This is a genomic window from Streptomyces lacaronensis, assembly GCF_047337785.1.
In the GTDB taxonomy this organism is placed as follows: domain Bacteria; phylum Actinomycetota; class Actinomycetes; order Streptomycetales; family Streptomycetaceae; genus Streptomyces; species Streptomyces lycopersici.
This window is the reverse complement of the sequence record NZ_JBLHDK010000003.1, coordinates 7,912,229-7,937,036: the sequence shown is the minus strand read 5'-3', so window position 1 is coordinate 7,937,036 and position 24,808 is coordinate 7,912,229. Positions and strand designations below refer to the sequence as shown.

Here is a 24,808-nt window from a genome sequence, read left to right as displayed (position 1 = left end):
GTCAGGCGGGCCCTTCCGTGAAGGCGACATCGAGCGTCACCGTCGTGCCCTTGGCCACCGTCAGCTCGCCGTCCCCGTACTTGTCGTTCTGGTTGATCTCGACGGCCAGGTGCTGGCGGGTGCCCCGGTAAGCGGGCGGCACGGCGAGGGTGTCGGCCAGGGTCGCGCTGGAGCGGCGGGTCGTCGTCCCGTCGTCGTCCACGACGGTCGGCTTCGCAGCGCGCTTCCCGAGCCGGGTCCGCAGCTCGGCGTACACGGAGCCCGCCTCCGCGCGCAGACCGCTAAGGGTGACGACGATGGTGGCCGTCGTCGCCCAAGCCGGGACGTCGAGGGCCCAGGCGGCCTCTTCGGGCCATGCCGCCCACTGGCCGTGCTTGCCAGGCACCTCCTCCGTCTTCGTCGGGTGCACGGTGCGCAGGATGCGTTCGGTGCGCGGGTTCGCGATCTGGCGCAGGTCAGTGATCATGTCGGCGGTGATCGCCGCGGTGTTGCGCGGCAGGGCAACGCGGGCCAGGGCGACGCCGGTCATCCCCTCGGGGACGGCGGAGGCATCATGGGCCACGCCCTTGACGACGTGGAAGTAGCCAATCTCCTGCGTATGGGGGTCGCGTTCCCCTTCCCACTCGGGGTCCTCGATCCGCAGGACGATCAAGTCGGTACGCGCGAACGGGCCGGTCGGCTCGACGGCCACCACGGCATCACCGATGTTGCTCTGCGTGTAGGCCCCCTGCCACGGACGGGCGCCGTGGATGAGGGCCGAGCCGTCACCAACGCGGACTCCGGGGCCAGGGGTCTCCAGCGGGCGGACCTTCAGGTCCTCGCTCTCCGCAACGCCCTGCCGGCCCCGGGCGAGATCGCGGATCATCAGGCGCAGCGCACGGGCGGAGTGGTCGGCCCCGCGCACCATCATGGGGGGTTGCAGCGTCACGAGTGCTCTCCGTTCACAGGGTGGTATACGCCGACCGCCACGTCACCTCGAGGCGCGCGGTGCCGGACGGGTCGTGCGCGCTCCACGCGATCTCGGACCGTCCGGGCGGGAGAGTGAACAGGTCGAGACGGCTCGCGGGCTCAAGGTGGTTGGCGACGTTGACGGTGCCGTTGCGCAGGGCCCAGCAGGTGCCGGGCCGGGTCTCCAGCTCCACCCACTCGCCCTCGCGCAGCGAGACGTCGAGTTCGAGGACGCGGCGCGTATCGGCGTTCCAGATCCGCGGGGCGGTGACCGGTCCGTGCACGCGGAGGCTGGGGTGCGTCGGCACGTCGCCGTGGTTGGTGACCCAGCCGGGCCGGTCATCGGCTGGGCGACGGCGAGGATCAGCCGGACGGCGGCACGCGGCGGCGCGGCCCATCGCCTCATCGACGGTGCGGTCCCCGCCGTGGCCGCGGGCCGCTTGGTCGAGGCCGAGGGTCAGCTTCGACACCTCGTCGTCGTACCAACAGGGGTTGTCCAGGCCCACGAACTCCAGGTCGAGCGGTATCCACCCGTGGACCGCGTTGGCCATGCTGGTGGCCTCCATGCGGCGAAGTCGACCGTACATACGGCGTGTCGAGTGGCCGGGCCACCGTCCGCGCAGGACGTGGCGACCGTCCGGGGTGGTGCGCGCCTCCGGGGCGTCCAGGGCCCGTTCCAGCCGAGCGAGGATCTCGGCAGCCTTCACCGGGTCGCCAGGCGTCTTGATGCCCGCCTCGAACCGCAGGGGGCGCGGTCCATAGAAGTCCCGTCCTGGGGTGGTGCCGTCGCTGTTGGAGTTGTCGGCGTCCTGCGACCTGGGCGCGGGCGCGCCGAGCCCTTCGACGTTGCCGATCGGGACGTAGCTCCCGGTGCCGAGCACGACACCGCCGATCTCGTACTGCCACGCGGCCAGTTCGGGGCGGCCGACCCTGTTCGGTGCTGTGGTCATCACACTCTCCCGCCCCGCTGCGCGTTGCGCAGCGTGCGCATCATTTCGGAGCCGATCTGCTCAGGTGTGGCGGCGCTGTCGGTGACGGTGACCGGCATCGAGCCGATCAGCGGCTGCTGCTCCCGCACGACGACGACCTGGACCCGGCCACCAGCGCGGGCGTCGACCACGCGGGTGCGGGCACGGTCGCTTCCGGTGCGGAGGTCGAAGGCGCGCACGACGCCCGCCATCGCCGCTACGCTGCGGGCCTGTTTGAAGGAGCTGGCGAGCATCGGGGCGTAGTCGCGGCCGCGGGCTCCCCTGACGCCACCGTTGGCGTACCACTCGACCTGGCCGCCGAACCGGTCGACCACGGTCTCGACAATGGCCTTGCTCCGCTCGCGCTTGGCGGGGGCCATAGGCACGTATGCCTCCCCACCGGTCTCCCGCTCCGCCCATATGCGGTAGCTCCCGGCCGGTGCGATCTGGGCGACGTGATTCTCCCGGCGCGGTCCGCCGGTGATGCCGCCGTCCGCGTAGTAGTCGACGACACCGCCCCGAGCGTGGTTGGTCAGGTTCTCGGCCTGTCGGCGTAGGGCGTCGGCCGTGTCGGACGGTGCTTTGCGGATTGTCTCCAGGACATTCACGTGCCGAGTGGTGACGGTCACCGACTTGCCGCGCAGCGCATTGATCCTGCTCTGGATCGAGTCGGCCGCCTTACGAGGCCCGCTGGTCGGCACGATGACCCTGACGTTCTTGGAGCCGGGGACCTTTTCGATCCGGAAGCCGAGCGCCTGCAACTCCTTCCGAGCGCGAGCCGTAGGAGCGCGCACGATGACCGACTTCGCTCCGGGGGTAGTTCTGATCTTGGCCTGGACCGCCGACAAGCTCTTGATGGCCGCTGCGGTCGGCGCGGAGACGTGGACGTTCTTGCTGTTCGGGGTTCGACCGAGCTTGTCGATCAGTCCGTCCAGGCTTTTCCGTGCCGCGGCCGTTGGCGCCGTGATCCTGATCTGGCGGGTGCCGGGCACCGTCTTGACCGTGAAGCCGAGGCTGCGCAGCTTCTTCTGCGCGCCATCACTCAAGGAGTCGACCTTGATGGTCTTGGCATTGGGGAGCCGGTGGAATTCGGCTTGGACCGCGATCAGGTTCGCGAGGGTGCTGTCCATGCCCTTCGTCTGGAGCAGCAGCGACACCTTCGACGGCAGCAGACCAAGGCTGTCGGCGACGCCTTCGGCCTGGGCTCGGGTGAGGCCGTAGCTCTGCGCGGCCCTGATCGCCTCGGCACGTGCACGGCTCATCTCTCCGCGGGCCTTGGCGAGCGCGGCCGGCAGCGCCTCGCCATTGCGCTGGGCGAGGTCGAACGTCGCCACCGAGGCATCGGCCGCCGCGTCGGACAGAGCGGTGAGCTGGGTGTAGAGCTGCTGTCCGTTCCTCGTGGTGGTGTTGAGCGTCCGGTCGTCGTTGACGAGTTGCTTTCCGCCGTAGCCCTGGTCACGGTTGAGGTTCTTGCCTCCCTCTTTCAGGTCCAGGACGGCTGAGTTGACCTTCGCCTTCGCGGCCTGGAGCGAGATCTGGCCGCCCGACAACAGGTCGAGGGCGCTCTTGAGGGATCGAGTGCGGGTATCGGCATCGGCGGTCTCGTCCGCCAAGCCACCGACTGCGCTCTTCAGCCGGTCGTAGGCGGACGTGCCGTCCCCGGCGCCACGGGTCGCCTTCGCCAGCTCCTTGGCGTTCTTGACCGACTCGGCCATCTCACCCTTGACGCTGCCGAGGGCGTCAGCGGCGTCCTTGTACTGCTGTCCGACGTCGGTGTAGTCGAGGACGCTGGCCTTGCCTCCCGCCACATTCTTGTACTCGCGGTGGGCGTTCGCCGTGGCTTGGAGTCTCCTCTGCAAAGCGTCGAGCGATGTGCCCTGTCCCAGATAGGCATCGGTCAGCGTCGCGAGCGGCACACCGGCCTCATCCATGACCTTGGTGAGCTGGCCCTGGCTGGTCTTGGTGTCCAGGAGGATCTGGGCGGCCTGCCCGCGCACATCGCTGTTGATCTGTCCGCCGGACTCGCGCAGGGCGGCAGTCAGCGAAGAGATGCGCTGCTGGTGTTCGGCAGCAGCCTGCGCTGCACGCTGCTGCCGGGAGGCGAGCAGGCCCAGGCCGACCGACACGCCCGCCATGACCACTCCGAAGGGTCCACCGAGTGCATTGGTGATGCCGCCGAGTGCCGATCGCAAGCCGGATCCGGCCGCGCGCGTCATCCCGTTGAGGGTGCCGCTGAACGTGGCGCCCGCGCCGGTCGCGCTACGGAACGCGGAGGTCATGCTCCCGAGGAACCCCACGCGTGCCTGGAGGGTGGCCCACGCCGCGCCGTAGCGGGAGAGCGTGACGCCGGAGGTAGCGGCGAGAGCCTGCTGGACCCGCATCTGCTGGGCGAAAGACTGGAAGCTGGACCGAACCGGCCCGCTCACGGTGGTCGCCAGACTGGTCAGGGTCGGCTGCGCGCGGCGGAATAGCAACATGGCCAGGGCAGCCGACTGGATGGGGGCAGGTAGCGCGCCGAAGGCGCTGACAAGTCCGCCCACGACGTGGCCGATCGGGACCAGCACAGTGGACAGGCCGGAGACAGCGTCCATCGCCACGTTGGCGACCGTCGCGATGATGTCGAGAGTGCCGGTCGCGGCGCCGCCGCCCTCTCCGAGCGTGGCGATGGCGTGCATGATCGGTTCCACACCGTCGGCCGCATGGCGAAGCACGTCACCGAGGGTCCGGGCGGCATTGATCAATAGGTTCAGGCCGGTGGCCAGGGTGTGTGCGCCCAGTTCCTTGAGTGGTCCGAGTAGTCCCTGGGCCTCCTCGATGAGTCCGCCGAGGCCAGACCCGGCCTTGGCCTTGAGTTCCGGGCCGTACAGAACAGCGAGGTTGCGGCCGTACTCCAGCGCGGTGGTCAGGTACGGGGTGGCACCCGCCATGCCGCGCGTCAGGAGTCGAGTGACCCATTCCAGGCCCGGTGCCATGCCCTCGTACAGTGCGAGCCCGGTCTGCCGGGCCTGGGTGCGCAGTTGCGTCATCGCGCCGGTCAGACCCTGACCACGTGACGCGGTGATGGTCGCGGCAGCCCCGGTCTGTCGTACGGCTACGGACAGCGCGTCGAAGGACTCGGTGCCCTGGTGGGCGAGCGCCGCCGCTCCGGAGAGCGCGGGCTTGCCGAACGCGCGGGTGACTCCAGCGGCGAAGTCCTTCTGGGACAGTTCGTGTTCGGCCTTCGACAGGCCATCGATGACTACGCGCAAGCCACGGAAATTCCCCTGCGCGTCCCATGCTTGGATGCCCAGGTCCTTGAGCGCGTTTTTCATCTGCGGCGTCGGTGCCGCGAGATTCGCGAAGATCCCTCGAAGCGACGTGCCCGCCGTCTGCCCGAGAATCCCCGCCTTGCCGAGCATGCCAACCGCGGCGGCGGTGTCCTGGAGCGAGACACCGAGCGCGTTCGCCACTGGCCCCGCGTACCGCATCGAGTAGTAGATGTCGGTGATGGAGCCCGAGGCGTTGTTCGCCGTGGCCGCCAGCGTGTCCGACGCTCTCGAAGCCTGATCAGCGCCGAGACCGAACTGGTCCATGATGTCGCCCAAATATCGGGCGGACGTGGCGGCGTTGACGTCGGCAGCTGCCGCGAGCTGGAGCGATGCGCGTACGGCGTCGATGGACTGGTCCGCGCGGAAACCAGCCCTGGACAACTCGACCATGCCTTCGGCGGCATCGGCCGCGGTCGAGCCCGGCAAGGTCAGGTCGTTGCCGAGCTCCTGTGCCACGACGGCGGCGCGCTTCATCTGCGCGGCGGTTGCCGAGGTAACGGCCCGGAACAGGTTCATCTGCCGCTGGTAGCGGTTGCCCTCCTCGACCATGGCGCCCGCCCCCAGCAGCAGGCCGCCGCCGGAGAGCATGTTCGTGGTGGCCACGCCGCGCCGGCCCGCGCCTGCCGCAGCCCGCTGGAGGCGGGACATGGAGCGGGCCCCGTCGTCCCCGGCCGCCCGCAGGCTGGCGCGGGCGGCCGCGGCACGTACGGCAATGCGGTTCAGCTCGCCGACGGCTGCACGGCTGGAGCGGTTCAGCGCAGCGAACTGGCTCGCCAGACGTGCGCCATTGGCGTCCAAGCGGACCAGGGAGCGGTTGGCGGCGTCGGTGCGGTCGGCGAAGGTGCGTGCCTGACCAGAGGCAGCACGGAAACCCGCGATCAGGTCGCGGACCTCGGCGCGCATCGCCACGGTCAGTGTGAACCCGGCCACCGCCCTGGGCCTCCTTACGTCATACGCGGTTGATCAGGTGTCGTCGCGGTGCAGCTCGCGAGGGAGAAGCTGAATCTTCACGCCGTAGCCGGAGCGGTCCCCCGGCACGTGGTCGCGTTCCTGCTCGATCAGCTCGCAGCCGGGGCAGCGCAGAGTGTCGGTGACGTAGGCATGCGGGTCTCCGCCGCGCTTGGCGTCCCACTCCTCCAGCCGGGTGTGGCATTGGGGGCACACCGCCCGCTGCCACTCCGCCCAGGCCAGCGCCTTGACCCGGTCCAGCTCGGTCCACCGGCCATCCCCGCCGAGAAACTGCGAGTGGGGAATGGCGTACGCGGCGCACAGCTCCAGCTCGGACCTCAGCTGTGCGTCACGGCTCAGCCTTTTCCCAGCTCCACCCTGCTCTCCTGCTGGACCTGCCAGGCCGCTTCCCATAGGGCGTTGGCGTCCGGCGCCGACCACGTGTTCAGCAGTTCCTCGGCCTCCTCCCAGCTCATGCCGTCGAGAGAAGCGGCTGAGACAAGCGCCGCAGGGAACGTGTCCGGGTTGAACACGGCCCCCTCCTGGGCCTGCTGATCGGTCGGCGGGTGCTGGGAGATCAGCTCCTCCAGCGCGGGACGCGGCAAGGCGAGGAAGGTGAGGAAGTCCGAGGCACTGTCCAGCGCGGTACGGGCTTTCTCCAACGCAGCAGCGGCGTCGGCTGCCTGCCGCGAGGCCGCCTCGTCATCGGGGTTGGCCTCGGCCAGGAAGCGGGCTCGCTGAGCGGCCTGCTCGGCCTCATCGAACCGTTGACGCAGCTGATCGTCGTCGCAGATGCGGAGCGTGTTCTGGGCGCGGGCGCGGCGACGCAGGCGGTCCATCTTGGCCGCCCAGGCCCCCTCCGCCGAGGTCTCGCGGGGAGGGGACAGGCGCTTGGCCTGTGCGGGGCGCGACATGTTCAGTCCTCGTCACCGTGCTCGTGGACGGTGGCGGTGGTCGCGCTGCTGCTCACGACGGTGACGTCGACGTGGTCGCCGTCACCGTGACCGTGCTCGTGGTCGTCGTCGCAGTTCTCGTCCGGCTTCGGAAGAGTGTGATAGTCGCCCTCGGGCACCGGGGCGTCGAGCGAGGGCTCCTCCGTGATCGTGAAGTCGACCTTGAACTTGGCAGCCTCGTTGCCGGTGCTGTACGTCGCGGCACGGGTGGCGACCTGTACAGGGAACACGTCCACCGACCGGGAGCCAGGGATATCGCCCTTGCGGAGCAGCACGACGTAGCCCTTGGCGCCCTTGGGAAGCTGCTGCTCGATCGCGTCGCTGAACCGGTCCTCATAGAAGGTGAGGGAGCTGTTCTCCGCCTTGTCGTTGCCCGGGATCGAGGAGTTGAAGGTGCTCCCCATGTCAGGCGTCTCGATCGGGTCGTTCTCCAACGCCCAACCCTCGATGTCCGAGACGGCCTGGGTGAGGTCGAACCGGTTGGGCTCGGAGATCTCCCGGCGGGTCGGCCGCTTGGGATCGTTGACCTTCTTGATCCAGTAGATCTTGGAGATGCCGCGCCGCAGGAATCGGGTCTGAGTAGACGGCTTCTTCAGGGACACAGGTCCGCTCCCACTTCTGGGGCAGCGTCCCGTGCCGAGGCCCTGCCCCTTGAGGTTCAAAGGGGTTCGCCTGGCCTGAGGGCCTAGCGTCCGCGCGGGCCTCCGCGGTGAGGGAAAGCGTTCATGCCGCCGGGGTCACGGTGATCGTGACCCGTTGCACGTAGGACACGATAGCGCCTGCCGCCGACACCGAGGGCTCCCCTCCGGCGTCGTACGTCAACTCCCGGTCGGCGACGAGGACTCCAGGAATATGCAGGTCGTGGCTCCAGCGACCTCCGGTCCGGCCGACAACGCCGACGCGCACGCGGTCGGCCAGCCATTCCACCTGATCGACTCGTTCCCCGACCGACGTGATCTGGTAGGACCAGGCGGCATCGGCGTGCCAGTCCCACAGCGGCGGGCCCGTGAACTCGGCGGGCAACGAGTCGAGGATGGTGTACGGGGTGGACGCGACCTCCCATCCGGGTTTCCTTTGCACACGCGGGAGTTCACCGATGCCACAGGGGCGGCCGGTGGCGTGCTCCACCAGAGCGGCGAGCGTGCGGGTCACCGGCAGGCGGGCGGTCACGGCAGCACCCCGTCCGCCAGGGCCTGGATGAACGCCGGTTCGGTCTGCCGGAATGCGGGCTCGACGTGTGGGAACGGCGGCTGCCGGTAGTGCCGCCCGAGGCTGTCTACGCCGACGAAGCCGTACTCCAGCCGTCTCGCCTGCGGTGCGTCGGAGAACACCTCCGCAGTCACCTCCCCGCCTCCGGTACGCAGCCGCACGTCCCAGGAGGCCCGGTACTGGCCGGTGATCACGTTTGGGCCGGGCCTGCCACTGGCGTTCCGCTGGATGCGGACTCGCAGCAGCATGGCGTGGTGACGGGTGATCGTCCGCGTGCGGGCACGGGTCGCTGGACCCATGCGGGCGAGCGTGGCGGCCAGCGCGATCGGGTCACGAAAGGCGGTCGCGTCCGGGTGGGCGTTGGGATGTGGGTTCGCCGGGGTCATCAGCCGATCACCTGGACCCGGACGATACGGACCACGCTGTAGGTACCGACTGCTTCGTCGGAGACGCGGAACCGGCGGCCGATCAACAGCGGGTCGCGGGGGCCTCCGGGACGGACAGAACCGGCGACACGGATCACGTCGTCGCGCCTCAACGCGGGAGCATCGACGGGTAGCACGGCCTGGTAGTCGGTGGTCGGCGGCTCGACGGCAACGGCCCCTTCCACGGGCTGGGTGATGGCCGGGCGGCCGAGCGGCATCACCGCGCCGAGCCCGTCCCAGACCAGTTCCTCATCCGGTGTCGGCGGGACCAGCTTGCCGGTGGTCTCGTCCAGCACGTCGTCTGTACGGCCCGCGCTGTCCCGCCATGCCTCCAGCTTGTCGTCCATGAGGCGACCGACGACGCGGCGCACGCCGTCCACGTCAAAGGCCACGGGCCCACTCCCCGAGCTGGGTGAGCATCGCCTTCGTCAGCGAGTACGGCTCGGTGCCGAGGTCCGGCCGGGCCAGCGCGGCACGCTCCAGGGCTTCCGGGTCGATCGCGTCGAGGAACACGGCTGCTGCTGGCCCGGGATCGGGGAGATCGGCGACTGCAACACGGGCCATCCCAGCCCACTGGGTCTCACCTCTGTCCGCGACGTGCAGCAGTACCTCCGGATGCTCCCCGGCGACGTGGCTTACGGAGTACGCCTTGACGGTGCTCGGATCGATCCGAGCACCGTCCACCTCGATGCCAGCCCGACCACCCCAGGCGGTGATCGCAACGCGCCGGGTGGTGTCCGTGCCGTTCGTCTGATCCATTCAGCCGACGATAGGAGGGCTGTCGGACAGGCCAGTCCGCTCGGGAGGAACGGTCAATCGGACCGCGTGCAGGCTGCCTCGCCGGTCCTTCTACGCGAACGTGAGGACGACGCGGGATTCGGCCTTTTCGATGACGTGGCCTGCCGGGAGGTCGCTGTCCGGCGTACCCGCAGGGTAGATCGCCAGGTTGGGCGTGGCGGTGCGATCGGCTCCCCATGCCGTGATGTGCGCGACGAGGCGCTTGGCCAGGTCGGCGCCGTCGGGGCCGAAATAGGCGGCTCCGAGGAGCGAAGGCCGTTCGGGGTCCGTGTCGTCGCGCTTGGAGATCAGGTACGCCAGGGAACCCCCAGCAACCAGCGCGGGGCTTCGTCCGATGATGACGGGGCGGCGCAGGCCGCTCTCCACAGCGGCGCGGGTGGCTTCGAGTCGGCAGACGGTGTCCTCGAACGCGGTCGCCCGCAGCCAGATCCCGTCGAAAGACTCCTCCCCGCCGACTCGGACGTCCGACCACGTCTCGGCAGCCGACTGCGTGAGTGCGTCGTTCAGCCGGGCAGGGTCCACATCCTGGTCCTGGTCGTGATGGACGCTGACGGTGCCGTCGGCCAGCTCGATGGTGCGCTCGCCGTCCTGGCCGACGATGGGTACGAAGCCGCACAGCTCCATGTCATTGCAGAGCAGAGCCTCGCCCTGGCGGTTGAGGACGACGGAGCGGGTCTGTCCGCGCCAGCGCAGTGGGAGGACGAACCGGCCGCCGTCGATGAGCTGGTCGCGCAATGCGGCGGGGAAGTCCCAGAAGCCCACGGTGCCGATCATGCGGGTGTAAGGGCCGTAATCGGGTGCCCCCTCCAGACCGTCGCGCTCCATGACCCGTACGTGCTGGTATCCGGCCTTGGTGAGGGCGTCGCGGGCGTGCTGGGTGACGTCGGCATCGATGTCGATGGTGGTGACCTCGCCGTCCTCACCGACGATCTCGGAGAGGAGAGCGGCGTTGTAGCCGGTGCCCGCGCCGATTTCCAGGATGTGATCGCCGGGCTGCGCGTCGAGCTGGCCGAGCATCATGGCCACGGTGGAGGGCACGGAGGCGCAGGAGAGGGCGAGCGGCCCTTCGGGGTTCTCCTTGATGGTGATGGCCCGGTTGCTGTAGGCCACGGCCGGGTCCACCCCGGGAAGGTGGACTTCCCGGTGAACGGTGCGCAGGGCTCGCTCGACGCGGGGAGGCAGCGGCCGCTTGGCCAGAATCTGGTCGACGAGTGCGTTGCGGAGGTCATCGATGGTCGGGGTGCTGTTCACGCTCGATTCCTTATCAGTTGAGGAGGAGGCACGTGGTCCAGGTTGGTGAAACGCGCCGGGTGGGGCTGAGGGTGTGAAGGGTGAGGAGGGTGCCGTCCGAGCCGGTGAGCAGACCAGCTGTGTCCGTCATCGGATGCTCATCGAGATGGGCGGCCAGCAGGTCACGCAGAAGGGGAACCTGCCCTGGGAGCGGGCTGCCGGGAGCGGCGTCGGCGGCCGCCACGGCGACGACCAGAGCGAGTCCCGCCCAGCCGTGACAGACCGTCGCGTCGTTGAGTGAGCCAAGTTGGCTGGGGTCGTTGAGGCAGGCGGCCAGAGCACGCTCGGCGTGACGTCGTCCGGAGGGGCGATCACAGGCGAGAGCAGCCAGTTGCAGGGCGCGGGCGATGCCCGGGGTTCCGTAGCACCATGAGGGCCTGCCCGGAGGCGTGGCGGAGGGTGGCCCCTGGTGCCACCGGTCAGCTGTCACGGTCTCGGGCCAGGCCGCGCCTCCGGCCGGGACGGAAGACGACCACTGCTCCAGCATCCGGCAGGCGTGCACCAACGCGTGCTGCTGGCGGGGCACGCGGAACCCGGCGCGGCCACACAGTCCGAGGAGGGCGACGGGGCCCGCGACGCCGTGCGCGAGCCCGAAGTTTCCATGGCCGTACGGCCATGCCAGCTCGGGTTGGCCGTTGGGACTGTCAGAGGTCCACCAGCCCGGGAGCGTGTGGCCGTCGACCGTGACGGGCTGGAGGAGCAGCCGGACGATGTAGCGCAGCACGTACTCCAGCAGCTCCGGGCGTGTCCGGTGGTGCAGGAGGTAGGCGCCGAGCCCGGTGAGGCCGCTGATCAGGTCGTACTCCCGCATCCGTGGCGGCTGACCGGCTGCCATGCGCTCGCGTGCCGCCGCGAGCTTGGCGCGGACCAGCCCTGCGACCGTCTCGTCCAGGGTTTCCAGTGCGGAGTGGTAGGCCGGGTGCCTGGCGGTGTGCAGGGCGTAGGCGAGGGCGGGTGCCCCGCGGTACAGGCTCGCATCGTCCGGGTGGGCGGTGGCGGGCTGGGTGGAGACGTCGCGGGCGACGCGGTGTGCTGCCTCCCACGCGCCGTCGCTGTGGGCCAGCACGGCTCGGCGCAGGAACGTCCCGGCCAGTCCGGTGCCCAGGTGGTGGGCGTGCGCGGTCATTGATCGGCCCTCCGTATCCACACGGTGCGGCACGCTTGGCGGGCAGCGTGACGGCATGCGGCTTCGGACTCGCGATCCGGTCCGATGCACCGGTTGTGGTGCACGTGCAGAAGAGACTCCAGCACGGTGGTGATCTGCCCATCAGCGAGGTGCTTGCGGTAGCGGTGCAGGGCGTTGCGCCGTGCGGTGCTCGCGGCGTCGAGCCGTGGTGTCCAGCCGGACGGTCGTGTTTGGAGCCCGGCGCGGGTCTGCTGAGCGACGGCTCGGGTGACGGCTGGCAGGCCGATCCCTGGGGCGGGATTCGTTGCCATCCAGTTCGTACCGTCGTCCTCGCCGAGGAGGCCGAGGGCTATATCAACCATGCCGAGGACGCACAGCAGGCGCCGGTCGGTTCGCGGCAGGTCTGCCAGGGCGTAGCGGACGGCGCTGCTGTCGGCGATGAAGACCTCCTCGGCGGCTGACATCGCGGCATCGGTGCCGTAGCGCCCTGTTTCGGGCCGGTAGCCGTCGAAGACGAGACGTGAAGCGAGGGCGTCGTCTTGGAGATGCCGGGCCCAGCTGACGATGGTCTGGGTGATCGTGGCGTGCGCAGCGGGGTCAGGGGCGGCGATGCGCAGCCGCAGGTGGTTCTCCTCCAGGAGCGAGCGGTAGCGGACGAACCAGATGTCGAGCTGTTCCAGGGAGTCGGGGAGCGTGCGGGCGAGGATCTGGTCCATGGCGGCGGGAGCGGTGAACAGCTTGGCCTGCACCCACGGCCGGTCGCTGCCGGGGTCGGACAGCGTCCGGTTGGTGACCACGGGCGCGTCCTGGATGTCCGGGGCCGGCAGGGGCGGCCGGGTGGAGGTGAGCGGCAGGACGATCTCGTGCGCGTGTCCGATCCAGCCCAGATCCTCTTCCCCAGCGGCCTCGTACAGGTCGGCGCTCTCGTGCCGCCGTAGGTGGTCGAACAGCAGCCGCGCGTGCAGAGCCACGCGCAGGTCCAGGCGCAGCGTGCGGTCGCCTTCCCGTAGCTCGACGGCGCGGGGGCACCTCCAGGTGTGGGCCCAGTCGGTCAGGGCCTCGTGCCAGGCGTGGTCGAAGGATCCGGCCGGAAGGTCGCCCGCTGCCAGCCGCCAGCGGGCCGGGGTGAGCAGGGCCTTGCGGTACCGGACGCGGGGCAGGAACGGCATCCCGGCGGCGAGCGGGCCCCAGTCGAACTGGGTCCAGGCGGTGGCGAAGCCCCGCCCAAGTTGGGCGAGGAACTGGGCCAGCGGGGGTGCCTGTTTCTCCAGGGCGAGCGGGTGCAGGACGACGGGCTCGACGACTCGGCGGCGGGAGAGGCTGACCAGGTGCAGCCGCTTGCCGGTGGACAGCACAGCGAGGTCGTCCAGCGAAATCAGGTCTGCGCCGGGCGGGCGATGCTCACCCAACGGGATCACATACGGCAGGAACGCCGGCGTGCGCGCGACGTTCTCAGCATGCGGGTAGAGGGGGGTAAAGGACAGTTGGGCGGCGAGCGCCCCGTCGACCAGGGTGGGCAGCTTCCCGTACGCCTCGCGCAGTCCGCCATCACGCAAGGTGGCCGCGAACCGGCCGGTAAGGTTCCCGGTACTCCACGCGGGGCGGACGGACAGGGTGAAGTCTCCGCGGTCCAGAGCCTGCTGGCTCTCGGCGTACACCCGCACGCTCATCTCGACGTGTGGCGCGACCGCTGGTTCCTCGGCGCCTCCGTGCGATGTGCGGCTCAGTTCCTCGATGTCAGCGTCCGAGAGACGGATCTCTTGCTCGCCGATCACAGCCGCCTGCCACGCCCGGCGCATCAGCAGCTCGTCCCGGGGCAGCGCCTTGGTCGACGGCTCGGGCCAGAGCGAGGTGGCGAAACCAGCGGGAAGTCCCACTCCGGCGGCGAGATCGACAGCGTCCCGGACGGGAACGAGACTGCCTGCGCCGTACCGGTCCCAAAACACGCTGTGGTACGCAGCCCAGGCGGGCCGCTCGCCCTGGTGGCGAGTGAGCCGGAGCAGGGCATGGGCCGCGGCTTCGGCCTCGTCCAAGACGGGAGCGGGAATCTGCACGGTGGCATCGAGACGAAGGTCCACGCTCAGCCGCACACGACCGGCATCATTGATCGCGGTCATCCTGCGCTCGGCCCGGTCCCGGATCTCCCGCGTTGTCGACTGGTCCCCGGCCGTGTTGTGCCTGTCCAGCAGCCGGTGTACGTCCCTGAGCTCGCGCAGGACGTCAACGGTCTCGGGCTCCAGCTGCGTCGTGACCGGCTCCAGCACACCAAGAAGGTGGCCGAGTGGGTCCGTGTCTGTGATGGGTGCGTGGAGTTGCGTGGTCAGCAATCCTGCGCCGAGTGCTGTGGCGAGGATGTGTGCCGCCTGGGCAGCGGAACCGCCCATCGTGATAAGCCGGTCCACAACCTGCGGATACGGCACCGGCGCGGCGGCCATCTCCAGGATGGCTGCCAGCGGCCCAGTAAGGCGGACGGTCGCGGTACGGCCCCCGGGCAACGGCCGTTCGAGCGTGTCTCCCCGCCGTACCGTCAGGTCATCGGCTGCCACGATCAGGTGGGGCAGGACATCGGGGCGACACCGGAGATCGCGGCGGACGTGGTCGAGCCAGAGTGTGTCCGGACGGGCTACCGGACGGTGTTCGACACTGAACCGGACCATGGCGGGGCCGCAGTATGCGGTAGCCACTCCGGCGAAGAGGCCGAACGGAGTCGGGCGTCCGGTGGCGCGCAGCAGATAACGGACTGTGGCGGTGACCGCCCTGCGGATCTTCGTCGGTGACCTCGTCAGATCATTCACGGCCTGCTCCACCGCGCGGACAAGACGCGGCGTCGCGGCGCGCACCGCGGTGGCGAAGTCCGAATCGGCCCACACCTCGGCAAGCCACCGGCAGCAATCAGCCGGGTCGTCCGGCGAGGGCCATCGCGTGCGCTGCTCATTGAAAGGAGCGACGGCGGCGCGCAGGAGGAGCACGTCACCGCGCTGGAGAGGTCTGGTCCGCGTCATCGTTCGTCCTCGCTGGGCTGGGGTTGCCCTGCGGGCCGGGAAAGTATCCGGCCCGCAGGGCGCGGCTGCTGCTGGGCGTCGATCAGTCGCTAGTGCAGGAGGAAGCGCACGACGACTCGCAACCGTCGCTGGTGTCGCAGGAGTCCGACGCCACAGGATGCGGGGCGTCCGTAATCGAAACCTCGAGCTCCCAGTCCTCATCCGAGAACGGGAGGGTGACGGTGGTCGGCTTGATGGCCTGGGCGGCTGGCTCGGCTATCGGAACGCTCATCTCAGTACCTCCGAGATACTGGGCGATACTGCTTGCGCGACGCGCGAGCAGGGGAGCACGGGGCCCCCGCACCCGGCTGCCGTCATCGACATCAGCCGGGTGCGCAAACACCGTGTTCACCGTCGTTCACGGGCCGCGATGGCCCGCCTTGGGTGTGCAGCCACGACCGCAGTCGTCGGCTGGGGTGCTGGGGCCGGCCGGCCCCTCACCGTGCGAACCACACCTTTCGTAGTGACTGGTTGTGGAAAACCGCCCCACAGCCCATTGGGGGTTTCTCTATGGGAGCGAGAAAGGAATTTTGCGAGGTGAGTGCGCTGCTGACACTCGGTCGGATTTGCCGCGAGAGGGCTTCTGTCGGTCGCCCCGGCCAGCCAGGGCTCGGCCGGGGCGACCTATCTGTCGGCGCCCACGGGGTGCTAGCGGCCACCTTGCCTTGGAAGTGTCACACCGGTTCGTCCGTGATGGCGAACACCAGATGCACCGAATAGCCAGGGGATCCTGGGGTGTTCACCTCATGCTTCACCCCTTGCGGCAGGATCAGCACATCTCCAGCCCTGGTGACTATCTCCTCGGGTGCACCAGTTGTCTCCGGCCAGACAAGCCAGCGTTTCGCACCCCACATTTGGGTGATCACGCCGAGCCATTCATCATCGTGTGCGCCGAGATTTCGGTCTCCAGCATGTGACTCATAGGCGGTACAGACCACACAGCGACCTATCAACGCGGTCAGTCGGTGCGTGACAACGCTGAACCATCCGTCACTGCGAACGTCCAGGCTCTCGTAGACCCGAGTACGTTGCCGCTCCCGATAAGCACGGTCAATCGCATCCTGATCCACCTTACGGTGGAAGTCCATGCCATCGACTAGCGCAACTGTCTGACCTGCCGCCTTCTGTTCCGCCAAAGGCAGAGGCACGCTCTCGATCCACGCAGTATCAAATACCTGCTGGACGTGTACGGGCTGGCTTGCCATGAGCCTTGGCCACATTACCGCGCCAAGGCGGGCGAGGAAGCTGAAGGCCACTTCGTGGTGCGAATGAGTGTCCACCGACCCATGCTCCTAAGTCGCGTACAGGTGTCCCCTGGATCCATTCAGCCTGAGCGACACCTTGCAGTCCTTCCCAAAAGGTCCCGGGCCACGGGCGGTGAGCGATTCGTCAGTGGGATCGATGACCTGCATTGCATGAAGGACGTCGCCCGTACTGAGTTCGGTCAGCGCGCGAGGACGAATCTCGACCACGCGCTTCTCCTGATTCACGGCCTGGACCAGGACCTCGTCATCGGAGATCTCCAGCTCCGACGGTACGAACATGAGCCGGAAGGACCCGCCGATCTCATGCTGTTTGAGCACCTCGGCCAGGTGCCGCATCAGATTCGCCTGCTGCTCCAGCAGCGGCTCGGAAGCGAGGACTGTCACTTACCTCTCCTTGTGTGAGTACCTGATCTCTTACATGAACCCAGCGCAATACGTCGTGCTCCACCTATTCCGCGCTGGGAGTGTGATACCGCTCGGGGCACCGGGAGCGGTGTCGACCGGTGCCCCGAGCGGGGTCTATTCGGCGGACTGTGGTCCGACTCCCCGGGCGCGGTCCTCCAGCCCCTTGACCAAACCGGTCGCCTCCTTGGCACGGAGGCGGTCAGAGATGCGGGCGGCAGCCTCCGTCGCGACCGTGATCACCTCGCGGCCGTACGAGGCTTCGCGGCGTGTCCGCTGCAAGGGGCTGGACAGCGACAGGACAGCGGACAGGTCCCCATCGCCGCCTCCCACCGCCACCGCCAGAACCAGGCCCCCGTCGGCAACACCCTGCACCCAGCCGCGACACCGTGTCCCGGAGCACGCAGCGGCATCGCTCCATGCTGCGTGACCTTGGCTGAGCCCTCGCCGTGCGAGGAAGACACGTGATACGGGGTCTTCCCCCATCGCCACCACCCTGGACCGATTGCGCCCACTGGCCGACGACTTGATTCGATGGTCCTCGGCGATGCAGACCCGCTGATCGCCGCAACGCCGTTCAAGACGGACGGACCGTACGCCGGTTGTGGCTCGCAGTGCACTGAGTTCCTGCCGCAGTTCAAGGTCAGCGACCGCCTGTTGCGCCGCCATTGCCAGGCCGATCAGCCTCGGCCCGGCAAAGAACCGCCCCTGTTGGTCGGCCTCAAGCAGGCCCAGCTTCTCCATAGCGAGAACGAGTCGATGCACCGTGGGACGCTTCAGGCCAGTTTCTGAAATCACCGTGCCAAGACACGCCGGCTCCTCTTCCAGCACAGCGAGAATCGCACAAGCCTTGTTGAGCACACCGACTCGGCTCTGCACCACAACCGGAGCAGTAATCGTCACCATCTCCCCTCGACAGGCCAGCCATTCGAGCGCACGGAGTGCACGCGACCTTATGATCGCATTGCTCCCGGTTTGCGGTTCGACCTGCCGCGTGAGCGCAGCTCTACACCCGCTTCAATGAGTATCTTGCGAATAAATCCGAACGAGCGCCCTGTGACATCTTTTATATCCCGAATACTCACGTCGGGGTCACTCTCATAGACGTTACTAACGCTCTCGCGGAAACTTTCGCGGTCCTTCCCCATAAGCCGTTTCCCTCGCGGCACACGAGGAAGGTCTTCCAACTTGGCAGTCATGGCTGAATTCCTAAAAGACGCTGGCTCGTACTTAATGACGGTCGCCGAAGAGACTCCGGCTGCGATCGTGATGGATGAGCAGCTGAGGCGAGGCTCTGAGAGCCGATGGCGAACTGCCCATGAGTCACTGACCGGCAAGTCCCGTCCGGAGTTCACCCAGGACTCCGGACAGGCGAGGGACTGGACAATTCCTTCCGTGTCGGTCCGAGCAGGCCGAGCTCCCACCCACGGCGAATAAGATGCATCGTGGTTCTGGCGTCCATCAGCGCCATCAGTGCACGCATATCCCTACGCACGACGTCCACATGCGCCCCGCTGTTCGCAGCGATCCATCCCAGATCCTGGCCGCCCGCCAAGCCGCGGAGAACTTCGTGCTGCCCCGTACTGAGCACGAGGCCCACACCGTCGTTTGTGTGCTCAGGCGGGGGGATTTCCCCCAGCAGGTAGGCCCGGTGTACGGCACCCGGCCGCTCGGGCGAGTGGAGTTTGGCCGAGGCGTACCGCAGGCAGTCGTTCACCCTGGAGGTACACACGCCCATCTGCGCGGCTGCTTCAGCCGGCGTCATACCGCTCGCTGTGAGCTGGAGGGCTTCGCGCTCGCGAGCAGACAGCCTCAAACGGCCCGGCGATTGGCGCTGTTGCCTGGTCACCATGACCCTTCCGGTTTCGACACGTATTGGTGCGCTGACATGGGGATCGACGGCTCAGGCGGCGGTGTGCTCCGCCAGATCGTCAAGGTTTCCACGGCCGCGCAGCCGTGGAGCGCGACAACCTCGCGACAGGCGAGTGTCCAAGGCAGCCGCGGGTCGTCGTACGGCAGGAGCGTGAACGGCTCGCCGTCCCCGTTGGGCACCGGCCTGAGGGCTTCTGGCGCGTACACAATCCCGGCCACACCCCAGGCTGTGGCCTCCTCCACCCACACCGCTGCACACTCCCTCCGCACGGAAGGACGGCCCCACACCTCAACGGCACAGCCATCACACACAGGTGGCGTGGCGGTCCTCTCCCCATCTGCGATCGACTTGCCGCTGGCCGCGTGCAGCAAGAAGAGATACCGCCCATCTGGCCGGTCATCAGTGGGTCTGCCGCAGAACTGACACAGCATGTGATTCATCGCCTGCCTCTGACGCAAGGCGTGCACACGCCCGAGCAGTGGCGCGCCAACCCCGTGCTTGACCGGCACCCTGATCCACAGCACGCCCCGGCGACGGTCGGCGATGCCGTATTCGTCTGCGTAACCGATCCCCATACCGCCACGACCGTGTCGCGTCGTGATCACAGCCGGGAGCGCATTCTCGCCTGTCCACGCAGCGATGTACGGCACGCGCACGGTGCCCGCGAAGTACTGGCGCGGTCGTGGACACCGAAGGACAGCACTGGAGTTGACCGGCAGCATCCCGCCGGCGGGGGAAAGGTGCTGATCCCGACGCATGTTCAATCCCTTCGGAATGTGCTTTGCGAGTAGAGCCCCTCTTCGGCGGCCTTGTGACTCCGCGGGGGAACGGGAAGTAGGTGCCGAAGAGGGAGTAATGGGTCCACGTCACGCCTGGTTTTGCCGCCGCCCCTCCCTTCCTGGCAGTTGGAGCAGGGGCGGCGGCCCTCACCAGACGTGCGTCTGGTTGACACGGTCGGGAAGCGGCACTGATGTACCAGGCCATCGGGCGTACCAGCCCGCCTGACGGACGTGGCCGAGTACCTCCCGGCATATGTCGAGCAGCTCCGCGAGGTACAAGGGTCTGGCTCGCGTGATCAGCCCAACCGCTCCTGCTTCCACGGGCGTCGTGGTCACCACCATCACGGCCTGGCCCCCATCTAGCCGAGCCCATAGAAACGCAGTCCTTCACCAAGGAAGGAGCGAAGGACACGGGCGTTGGGCAGTTCCAGTGGGGCCCGTTCGGTGGGGTGCCAAGGCGGAGTGTCCCAGCGGGCCCCGATGGTCGGCGGCAGGATGATCCGCGCATCCCGGCCAGTCGTGACCTGAACGCTGGGGAGCGTGGAGGCACAGGGTCCGGTACCGCGCGCGGCCAAAAACGTGCCCGTGTCGCCGTGCAGGAGGCAGGGCACGACCTTCCCTTTCCTGTCGAGCCTGACGAGCGCCTCCGCAGCGGCTTTGCGCGGGACGGACACGGCGTCGAACTCAGCGCAGGCAGCCAGCACCACGGTGCTGGGATTGTGGACGAAGGCGTCTTCAACCTCGCCGGGCAGCACCGGTTCTGTGCCAACGAATAAGGGCCAGCCGAGCACGTCCGTGTACGCATGTACCAAGGCACACCCATCACGGGACTTGGGGGGCCACACATAGGTCGTCATCAATGTGGCCTCCGAACTGAGGCACACTGGCGGAGGAGGGGCTTAGCGTCGTTACCGCCATCCGCCACCATGCGTTTCCGTCCGTTCCCGAGCTCCATCAGGCCGCGTCGGTGGCGAGCTGCACGCTGGATCTGCGGCTTCACGGAAGACTCCCTGATTCCCATGTTCGTGGTTGATCGAGCACTCTGAGCGATGAGGGGCCCAGGTTGCTCCTGCTCGGGGTGGCCTCACCATGACTTAGGAGGTGGCCTTTGAGGTTCTTCCGGGTGAGCGAGGTGGCCTACCAGTAGCTTTGGCGTGGCTTCTCAACAACCCTGGTTGCAGGAGAACGAGCGCGCGGTATCCCCTTCACCAGGAGGGATTGATCCGCAGGAGCGCCGCAGCACTGCGGCGCATCTACTGGGGGTGGCATGAACGAAACACCGAGGACGCTGCTGAAGCTGCTGGTCACTCAACGACGGATGACCTACGCCACCTTCGAAACGCAGTTCAATGAAACAGCCGACAAGGTCGTCAAGAAGGGAACAAGCAATCCGACCTGTGGTGAGACACAGTTCAGGCGTTGGACGGCTGGGAAGCTGAAGGGCTTACCGACCGCCGACACCTGCCTCGTCCTTGAGGCGATGTTCCCCGGATACGACGTCGAAGCCCTATTCGGACCCCCACCTGCGACAAACCCCCAGGTACCCGCGTTCGACCTGGAAGAGCAGATCCTCATGACAGCACGTGAAGCCCACGAAGACGCTGACAGCACCGCCACGGCGTCGATTTCCAACACCACCATCGACCAGCTCCGCGATAGGATAGGAACTCTCGCACAGGAGTACCACGCCCGCCCTGCACTCACCGTGTTCAGGCAGGCTGAGGAACTTCGGCAGGAAGCAGAGCGGCACCGCGATCGCACGCAGATTCCAGCCCAGCAGCAAGAGCTACTGATCTTGTGCGGCCAAGCAGTGGCCTTGCTTTCGGCCGCCGCCTTCAACCTCGGCTCTCTCTCCGGAGCCAGGCGATTGGCGCGTACGGCCGCACTGTACGGAGAGAGCGCGCGGTTCGCCCCACTACAAGCCTTTGCGGACGGCTCTCTCGCGTATATCGCCTACCACGCCGGCGAGCCAACGGAGGCTATCGTCAAAGCCCGTAATGCTCTGTCGCATGGCGGGCTCGGTGACGTCGCAAAGCGCCGTCTCCTGGCCATTCAGGCCCGCGCCCTCGGGCACCTGGGCGACGTGGAATCTGCGCAGCGGGCGATCCGACAGTCCGAGGACACGGGCCTTGGCGACCGTGACGACCTGCACGACGGAGTAGGCGGCGAGTTCGGCTTCCCCGATGAACGGCTGGCCATGTCCAACAGTTCAACAGCACTCCTGATCGGCAACGGAGCACAAGCCGAGGCCACGGCCCGCCGGGCACTGGCGCTGCTCTCGGAGAAAGACCCCACAAGCCGGGCCACGCATGTCCTCGGCAGTGCGGCCGCCGACCTTGCACTGGCGCGTCTCATCTCGGGAGACGTCGATGGCGCAGCTGAGGCCCTTGAGCCCATCTGGGCCATCCCCGGGGACCACCGCATCACGGGCATCTTGGTACGCGCCGCCCAGGTCCGTCGCTACCTGTCCCAGCCCGCTTTCCACGGAGCTCATCTACCCACGCAGCTCCGCGAGCGCATCGAGGACTTCACCCGCGCATCGGCGCCCTACCAACTCGGGAACCACCAGCTGGCTGTCGAAGCCTGATCAAAGCGCGGCGAGAATCCTCGCCTCCTTCTCCGGCGCGATCCCGTGTTCTGCCCACCGCGGGTGGTCCACGGGACGCCCGTCGGCGGCCCACCACTGCCACGTATCGCGCACGGATTCGGCGATCGGTCGACAACGCAACCCAGCTTCCACGGCACGCTGAGAATCCACCGCCCACACTCCGGCGTGCGTTCGCCACAGCGGCATCTCAGTCCACTGCTTCACACCGTGCTTGGCCAACACAGTGGGCTCAACCCACACGGGCGTGCCGTCACCCCCGGTTGCGTGCAGGCACTGGTGGAGGAAGTCACTGAATGCGATGCCGTCCGGGTGAGTCACATTGAAGCCCCCGCTGACCGAACCGGCGGCCTGGCGCAGCGCAAAGTCCGCGACGTCACGGACGTCAACAGGCTGAATTCGCTGCTCGGCCGGGGCGGGCGCCAGGATGCTCCCGCCCCGCTTGGCGCGCTCCAGCCACCAGGGCAGGCGGCCGATGTACTCCCCAGGACCCAAGATCACGCCGGGCCGCAGGAACACAGCAGCATCGCCGAAAACTTGCACCACGGCGCGCTCCCCACCGGCCTTCTGAAAGCCGTACTTGGTGGGGCTCCCGTCCGCGCCCGTGTAGCCGAATGACTCATCGGCATCGGCGGGGCACTTAAGCAGCGGCGACCCTTCAGTCAGCGCCTCGTGCGGCCACCCCTGGTACACGGACACGGTGGAAATGTGCACCCAGCGTCGGGCCTGGCGCGCCAAAGACGTTGCGGACAAGAGCACGTCACGCGGGGGAAGCTCCGAGCTGGATGTGTCGATCACCGCGTCCCACGGACCTCGCTGAGCCAACTTCAGCAGATCTTCGCGCACCGTTCGGTCGCCATGCACGGCCTCAGTGCCCGGCACGTCGGCCCCTGACCGGCCACGATTGAAGGTGGTGACCTCGTGCCCCTGCGACAAGGCGCTCTGCACGATGGCTTTGCCCAGGAACCACGTTCCGCCAATGACCAGAATCCTCATGTGCTGATCTTGCCCAGCTGGCGCGGCAATGGATAGCACCGTCCACAGAACAGTGCACTAACGATCAACTCATGGATGCGTGGTAGCCGCCGATACTTCCCTCCGTCCCTCCGACTTCCACCTGAACAGCACTGATCTACCGGTAGCGGCGCGCCGGCATCATGACCGACGTCGCAAGAGCAGTCCCCTCCTCGCTCTCATCTTCACGGTCGTCAGGAGCCGGAGTCTGACCTACGGCTTCGATCTGCCGCTCGATGCCGCGCAAGTTCTCTTGCAGATCCATGGTCACGACGCCATCGACGGTGACCTTCAGCGGGTCGCCAAGCAGCTTGGCTCTCCGCTCTCCCAACACCTCCAGCGCCACCGCCCGAACCGACCGCAGCCGGAAGAACCGGCGCTCCAGGTCAGCCGGGTCCGTGTTCGGTCCGAGCTGCGCCAGCAGCCACGACCGCTGGAACTCATCCACCAGCCTGCCCTTCCTCTTGTACGGGAGTGGCCCGCCACCGAGGCGTTCCCAGTGGCGGGCCGAAGGTCACGACGACGCCGAAGCAGACCGAGCGCGGCGAGGCGGCGACTTCTTCGCACTGCCCCCGCCGACCTCCTCGGGCTCCGGCTGGACCGTCTTCTCTGCGGTCGGGTCCGGCTCGCCGACTGCGATCGGTTCCGGCCCGCCGTCCTCGGGCGGGACCTCCCATGCGTCGCGATTTGTTACCAGGGCGGCGAGGCGGGGTTCGGGTTCCTCGCCGGGCAGGAGGATCAGCTCCTCGCGCGTGGCCGGGTCCTGCACGTACACGGCGGCTTTCAGTCGAAGCACTGGCATCACAGGACCTTCGCCACGATGTGCGCGTCCGGGGTGTGCATGACCGGCATGCCGACCGCCGCGCCCTTGGTGTAGATCTGCACCGGGTCGTCCTGGACCCCGCGGGTGATGATGATGCCCGGCGCGTCCTCGCGGATGATCTCCGGGTTCGTGCCACGCGAGAGCACCAGCGCCTCGGCCGTCACACCGATCTGGGTCTGCGCCCACTTCTCCCGGTCTGGGGGGATCAGGCACCACAGGTCTTCCGGCAGCACCTTGCGTGGCTTGCCGTCCACCCGCACCTGCACCTTGTAGAAGGTGATCGGCGGCAGCGAGTAGTTACCGCGCACCACGTTGATCTGCTGCGGCGTGAGCGTCGCCGTCGGCGTCGTCGACGGGTTTACGCTGCCGTAGTACGCCGCCCGGTAGGCGTTGTTCGCCGCCAGGTACGAGAACGCCTTCCGGCTGGTGACCACCAGCTCCGGCTCCGGCGCGCCGACGTCGTCCAGGTGCTGGATCCACCGCAGCTCGTCCGCGATCGGGTCCGACTCCGGGTCCCACCATGGCCGTTGCGCGACCGGCATGTTCGCCGCGGGGACGTTCCAGTCGACCTCCAGCGTCAGCCCGTTCTCCTGCACCAGCGAGAACCTCCCATCCGCCAGCACGTCGCCGGCGGCCATTTCCAGACGTGACTGGATCGCCTCGACGTGCCGCTCGACGTCGTCGTACAGCAACTCGATGAGCCGATCCTGGTCCGAGCCGTGCGAGGCTTCCAGGAGGATCTGTTCCTGTTCGGAGACCATCAGCTTCTGGCCCAGCGCGGGCAGCGCCCCCTCACGGGAGGTCTGCCACGCCTCACGGGTGGCGAACGGCACGCTCGCGTTGAACGCCCGGTACTTCGCCACGTTCACGTACCGGCCCGAGTCCTTCACCCGCCACTTGACCTCCCGCAGCACCAGCGTCGGGAAGATCTTCTGTGTCAGGAGGAAGTCCTTCGGAGAAGGGATCGCCCGCGCGAACGCTGTCAGATCGACAACGCCCACGTCTTTCAGCAGGTCCTGAATCGACACAGGTC

At 67.9% G+C, this 24,808-nt stretch carries 25 protein-coding genes; 2 read left to right on the top strand and 23 right to left on the bottom strand.

The genetic code is table 11. The features are described 5' to 3' along the window. Position 1: 1 nt before the first annotated feature. From ACMTAK_RS33940 to ACMTAK_RS33855, 18 genes are all read right to left on the bottom strand, one after another. The gene (locus ACMTAK_RS33940; RefSeq protein WP_413809693.1) at positions 2–928 is read right to left on the bottom strand and encodes a hypothetical protein; all 927 of its coding nucleotides are present in this window, start codon (positions 926–928) and stop codon (positions 2–4) included. Positions 929–941: 13 nt separating this feature from the next. Then, positions 942–1,898 carry a phage distal tail protein gene (locus ACMTAK_RS33935; protein WP_413809692.1) on the bottom strand — a complete coding sequence of 319 codons (957 nt, stop codon included), beginning with the start codon at positions 1,896–1,898 and terminating at the stop codon, positions 942–944. Continuing rightward, the gene (locus ACMTAK_RS33930) at positions 1,898–6,154 is read right to left on the bottom strand and encodes a phage tail tape measure protein (protein WP_413809691.1); all 4,257 of its coding nucleotides are present in this window, start codon (positions 6,152–6,154) and stop codon (positions 1,898–1,900) included. Before ACMTAK_RS33930 ends, ACMTAK_RS33935 begins: the two co-directional genes overlap by 1 nt. 33 nt (positions 6,155–6,187) lie before the next feature. Continuing rightward, the gene (locus tag ACMTAK_RS33925; protein WP_413809690.1) at positions 6,188–6,586 is read right to left on the bottom strand and encodes a hypothetical protein; all 399 of its coding nucleotides are present in this window, start codon (positions 6,584–6,586) and stop codon (positions 6,188–6,190) included. Beyond that, on the bottom strand, positions 6,529–7,086 hold the full coding sequence (locus tag ACMTAK_RS33920) for a hypothetical protein (protein WP_413809689.1): 558 nt from the start codon (positions 7,084–7,086) through the stop codon (positions 6,529–6,531). The genes ACMTAK_RS33925 and ACMTAK_RS33920 overlap by 58 nt, the downstream gene beginning before the upstream one ends. A 2-nt stretch (positions 7,087–7,088) precedes the next feature. After that, positions 7,089–7,727 carry a phage tail tube protein gene (locus tag ACMTAK_RS33915; protein ID WP_413809688.1) on the bottom strand — a complete coding sequence of 213 codons (639 nt, stop codon included), beginning with the start codon at positions 7,725–7,727 and terminating at the stop codon, positions 7,089–7,091. Between the two features lie 121 nt (positions 7,728–7,848). Next, positions 7,849–8,295: a hypothetical protein gene (locus ACMTAK_RS33910; protein ID WP_413809687.1), complete on the bottom strand. Its 447-nt coding sequence runs from the start codon at positions 8,293–8,295 to the stop codon at positions 7,849–7,851. Beyond that, positions 8,292–8,720: an HK97 gp10 family phage protein gene (locus ACMTAK_RS33905; RefSeq protein ID WP_413809686.1), complete on the bottom strand. Its 429-nt coding sequence runs from the start codon at positions 8,718–8,720 to the stop codon at positions 8,292–8,294. Before ACMTAK_RS33905 ends, ACMTAK_RS33910 begins: the two co-directional genes overlap by 4 nt. Then, positions 8,720–9,151, bottom strand: a complete 432-nt coding sequence (locus ACMTAK_RS33900) for a DUF6093 family protein (protein ID WP_413809685.1) — start codon at positions 9,149–9,151, stop codon at positions 8,720–8,722. The genes ACMTAK_RS33905 and ACMTAK_RS33900 overlap by 1 nt, the downstream gene beginning before the upstream one ends. Beyond that, on the bottom strand, positions 9,141–9,518 hold the full coding sequence (locus tag ACMTAK_RS33895; protein ID WP_413809684.1) for a hypothetical protein: 378 nt from the start codon (positions 9,516–9,518) through the stop codon (positions 9,141–9,143). The genes ACMTAK_RS33900 and ACMTAK_RS33895 overlap by 11 nt, the downstream gene beginning before the upstream one ends. 90 nt (positions 9,519–9,608) lie before the next feature. Next, positions 9,609–10,808 carry a methyltransferase, FxLD system gene (gene fxlM, locus ACMTAK_RS33890; protein ID WP_413809683.1) on the bottom strand — a complete coding sequence of 400 codons (1,200 nt, stop codon included), beginning with the start codon at positions 10,806–10,808 and terminating at the stop codon, positions 9,609–9,611. Between the two features lie 13 nt (positions 10,809–10,821). Further along, positions 10,822–11,973: a lanthionine synthetase C family protein gene (locus tag ACMTAK_RS33885; RefSeq protein WP_413809682.1), complete on the bottom strand. Its 1,152-nt coding sequence runs from the start codon at positions 11,971–11,973 to the stop codon at positions 10,822–10,824. Further along, positions 11,970–14,975 carry a lantibiotic dehydratase gene (locus ACMTAK_RS33880; protein ID WP_413809681.1) on the bottom strand — a complete coding sequence of 1,002 codons (3,006 nt, stop codon included), beginning with the start codon at positions 14,973–14,975 and terminating at the stop codon, positions 11,970–11,972. The genes ACMTAK_RS33885 and ACMTAK_RS33880 overlap by 4 nt, the downstream gene beginning before the upstream one ends. 82 nt (positions 14,976–15,057) lie before the next feature. Further along, entirely contained in the window at positions 15,058–15,246 is a 189-nt protein-coding gene (locus tag ACMTAK_RS33875; protein ID WP_413809680.1) for an FxLD family lanthipeptide, read from the bottom strand. A 442-nt stretch (positions 15,247–15,688) separates the two neighbouring features. Next, positions 15,689–16,294 (bottom strand): hypothetical protein, encoded by a 606-nt coding sequence (locus ACMTAK_RS33870; RefSeq protein WP_413809679.1) that lies wholly within the window; start codon positions 16,292–16,294, stop codon positions 15,689–15,691. A 12-nt stretch (positions 16,295–16,306) separates the two neighbouring features. Then, positions 16,307–16,663 carry a hypothetical protein gene (locus ACMTAK_RS33865; RefSeq protein ID WP_413809678.1) on the bottom strand — a complete coding sequence of 119 codons (357 nt, stop codon included), beginning with the start codon at positions 16,661–16,663 and terminating at the stop codon, positions 16,307–16,309. Between the two features lie 135 nt (positions 16,664–16,798). Continuing rightward, a complete protein-coding gene (locus ACMTAK_RS33860; RefSeq protein WP_413809677.1) occupies positions 16,799–17,587 on the bottom strand; it encodes a helix-turn-helix domain-containing protein in 789 nt (262 codons plus the stop codon). Positions 17,588–17,634: 47 nt separating this feature from the next. After that, positions 17,635–17,880 (bottom strand): helix-turn-helix domain-containing protein, encoded by a 246-nt coding sequence (locus tag ACMTAK_RS33855; RefSeq protein ID WP_413809676.1) that lies wholly within the window; start codon positions 17,878–17,880, stop codon positions 17,635–17,637. A gap of 1,036 nt (positions 17,881–18,916) precedes the next feature. Here ACMTAK_RS33855 and ACMTAK_RS33850 point away from each other — a divergent pair. Continuing rightward, positions 18,917–19,345, top strand: a complete 429-nt coding sequence (locus tag ACMTAK_RS33850) for a hypothetical protein (RefSeq protein ID WP_413809675.1) — start codon at positions 18,917–18,919, stop codon at positions 19,343–19,345. Positions 19,346–19,692: 347 nt separating this feature from the next. Here ACMTAK_RS33850 and ACMTAK_RS33845 read toward each other — a convergent pair whose 3' ends face one another. Beyond that, entirely contained in the window at positions 19,693–20,190 is a 498-nt protein-coding gene (locus tag ACMTAK_RS33845; protein ID WP_413809674.1) for a hypothetical protein, read from the bottom strand. A gap of 410 nt (positions 20,191–20,600) precedes the next feature. Between ACMTAK_RS33845 and ACMTAK_RS33840 the strand changes: the two genes are divergently transcribed. Continuing rightward, the gene (locus tag ACMTAK_RS33840; RefSeq protein ID WP_413809673.1) at positions 20,601–21,920 is read left to right on the top strand and encodes a tetratricopeptide repeat protein; all 1,320 of its coding nucleotides are present in this window, start codon (positions 20,601–20,603) and stop codon (positions 21,918–21,920) included. Here ACMTAK_RS33840 and ACMTAK_RS33835 read toward each other — a convergent pair whose 3' ends face one another. The 4 genes from ACMTAK_RS33835 to ACMTAK_RS33820 all read right to left on the bottom strand — a co-directional run bounded on the left by ACMTAK_RS33835 (position 21,921) and on the right by ACMTAK_RS33820 (position 24,803). Beyond that, positions 21,921–22,934, bottom strand: a complete 1,014-nt coding sequence (locus tag ACMTAK_RS33835) for an NAD-dependent epimerase/dehydratase family protein (protein ID WP_413809672.1) — start codon at positions 22,932–22,934, stop codon at positions 21,921–21,923. Positions 22,935–23,070: 136 nt separating this feature from the next. Then, positions 23,071–23,400, bottom strand: coding sequence for a hypothetical protein (locus ACMTAK_RS33830; RefSeq protein WP_413809671.1), 330 nt, complete (start codon positions 23,398–23,400; stop codon positions 23,071–23,073). Between the two features lie 66 nt (positions 23,401–23,466). Further along, positions 23,467–23,754 (bottom strand): hypothetical protein, encoded by a 288-nt coding sequence (locus tag ACMTAK_RS33825; protein WP_413809670.1) that lies wholly within the window; start codon positions 23,752–23,754, stop codon positions 23,467–23,469. Further along, a complete protein-coding gene (locus tag ACMTAK_RS33820; RefSeq protein WP_413809669.1) occupies positions 23,754–24,803 on the bottom strand; it encodes a major capsid protein in 1,050 nt (349 codons plus the stop codon). The genes ACMTAK_RS33825 and ACMTAK_RS33820 overlap by 1 nt, the downstream gene beginning before the upstream one ends. Between the last annotated feature and the right edge of the window lie 5 nt (positions 24,804–24,808).

Excerpts from the sequence above, each read along its gene's own strand:
- ACMTAK_RS33935 (WP_413809692.1), bottom strand. The coding sequence starts at position 1,898 with ATGACCACAGCACCGAACAGGGTCGGCCGCCCCGAACTGGCCGCGTGG.
- ACMTAK_RS33925 (WP_413809690.1), bottom strand. The coding sequence starts at position 6,586 with ATGGGAAGCGGCCTGGCAGGTCCAGCAGGAGAGCAGGGTGGAGCTGGG.
- ACMTAK_RS33920 (WP_413809689.1), bottom strand. The coding sequence starts at position 7,086 with ATGTCGCGCCCCGCACAGGCCAAGCGCCTGTCCCCTCCCCGCGAGACC.
- ACMTAK_RS33905 (WP_413809686.1), bottom strand. The coding sequence starts at position 8,720 with ATGACCCCGGCGAACCCACATCCCAACGCCCACCCGGACGCGACCGCC.
- ACMTAK_RS33895 (WP_413809684.1), bottom strand. The coding sequence starts at position 9,518 with ATGGATCAGACGAACGGCACGGACACCACCCGGCGCGTTGCGATCACC.
- ACMTAK_RS33885 (WP_413809682.1), bottom strand. The coding sequence starts at position 11,973 with ATGACCGCGCACGCCCACCACCTGGGCACCGGACTGGCCGGGACGTTC.
- ACMTAK_RS33880 (WP_413809681.1), bottom strand. The coding sequence starts at position 14,975 with ATGACGCGGACCAGACCTCTCCAGCGCGGTGACGTGCTCCTCCTGCGC.
- ACMTAK_RS33875 (WP_413809680.1), bottom strand. The coding sequence starts at position 15,246 with ATGAGCGTTCCGATAGCCGAGCCAGCCGCCCAGGCCATCAAGCCGACC.
- ACMTAK_RS33860 (WP_413809677.1), bottom strand. The coding sequence starts at position 17,587 with ATGGTGACGATTACTGCTCCGGTTGTGGTGCAGAGCCGAGTCGGTGTG.
- ACMTAK_RS33855 (WP_413809676.1), bottom strand. The coding sequence starts at position 17,880 with ATGACTGCCAAGTTGGAAGACCTTCCTCGTGTGCCGCGAGGGAAACGG.
- ACMTAK_RS33845 (WP_413809674.1), bottom strand. The coding sequence starts at position 20,190 with ATGACGACCTATGTGTGGCCCCCCAAGTCCCGTGATGGGTGTGCCTTG.
- ACMTAK_RS33840 (WP_413809673.1), top strand. The coding sequence starts at position 20,601 with ATGAACGAAACACCGAGGACGCTGCTGAAGCTGCTGGTCACTCAACGA.
- ACMTAK_RS33835 (WP_413809672.1), bottom strand. The coding sequence starts at position 22,934 with ATGAGGATTCTGGTCATTGGCGGAACGTGGTTCCTGGGCAAAGCCATC.
- ACMTAK_RS33825 (WP_413809670.1), bottom strand. The coding sequence starts at position 23,754 with ATGCCAGTGCTTCGACTGAAAGCCGCCGTGTACGTGCAGGACCCGGCC.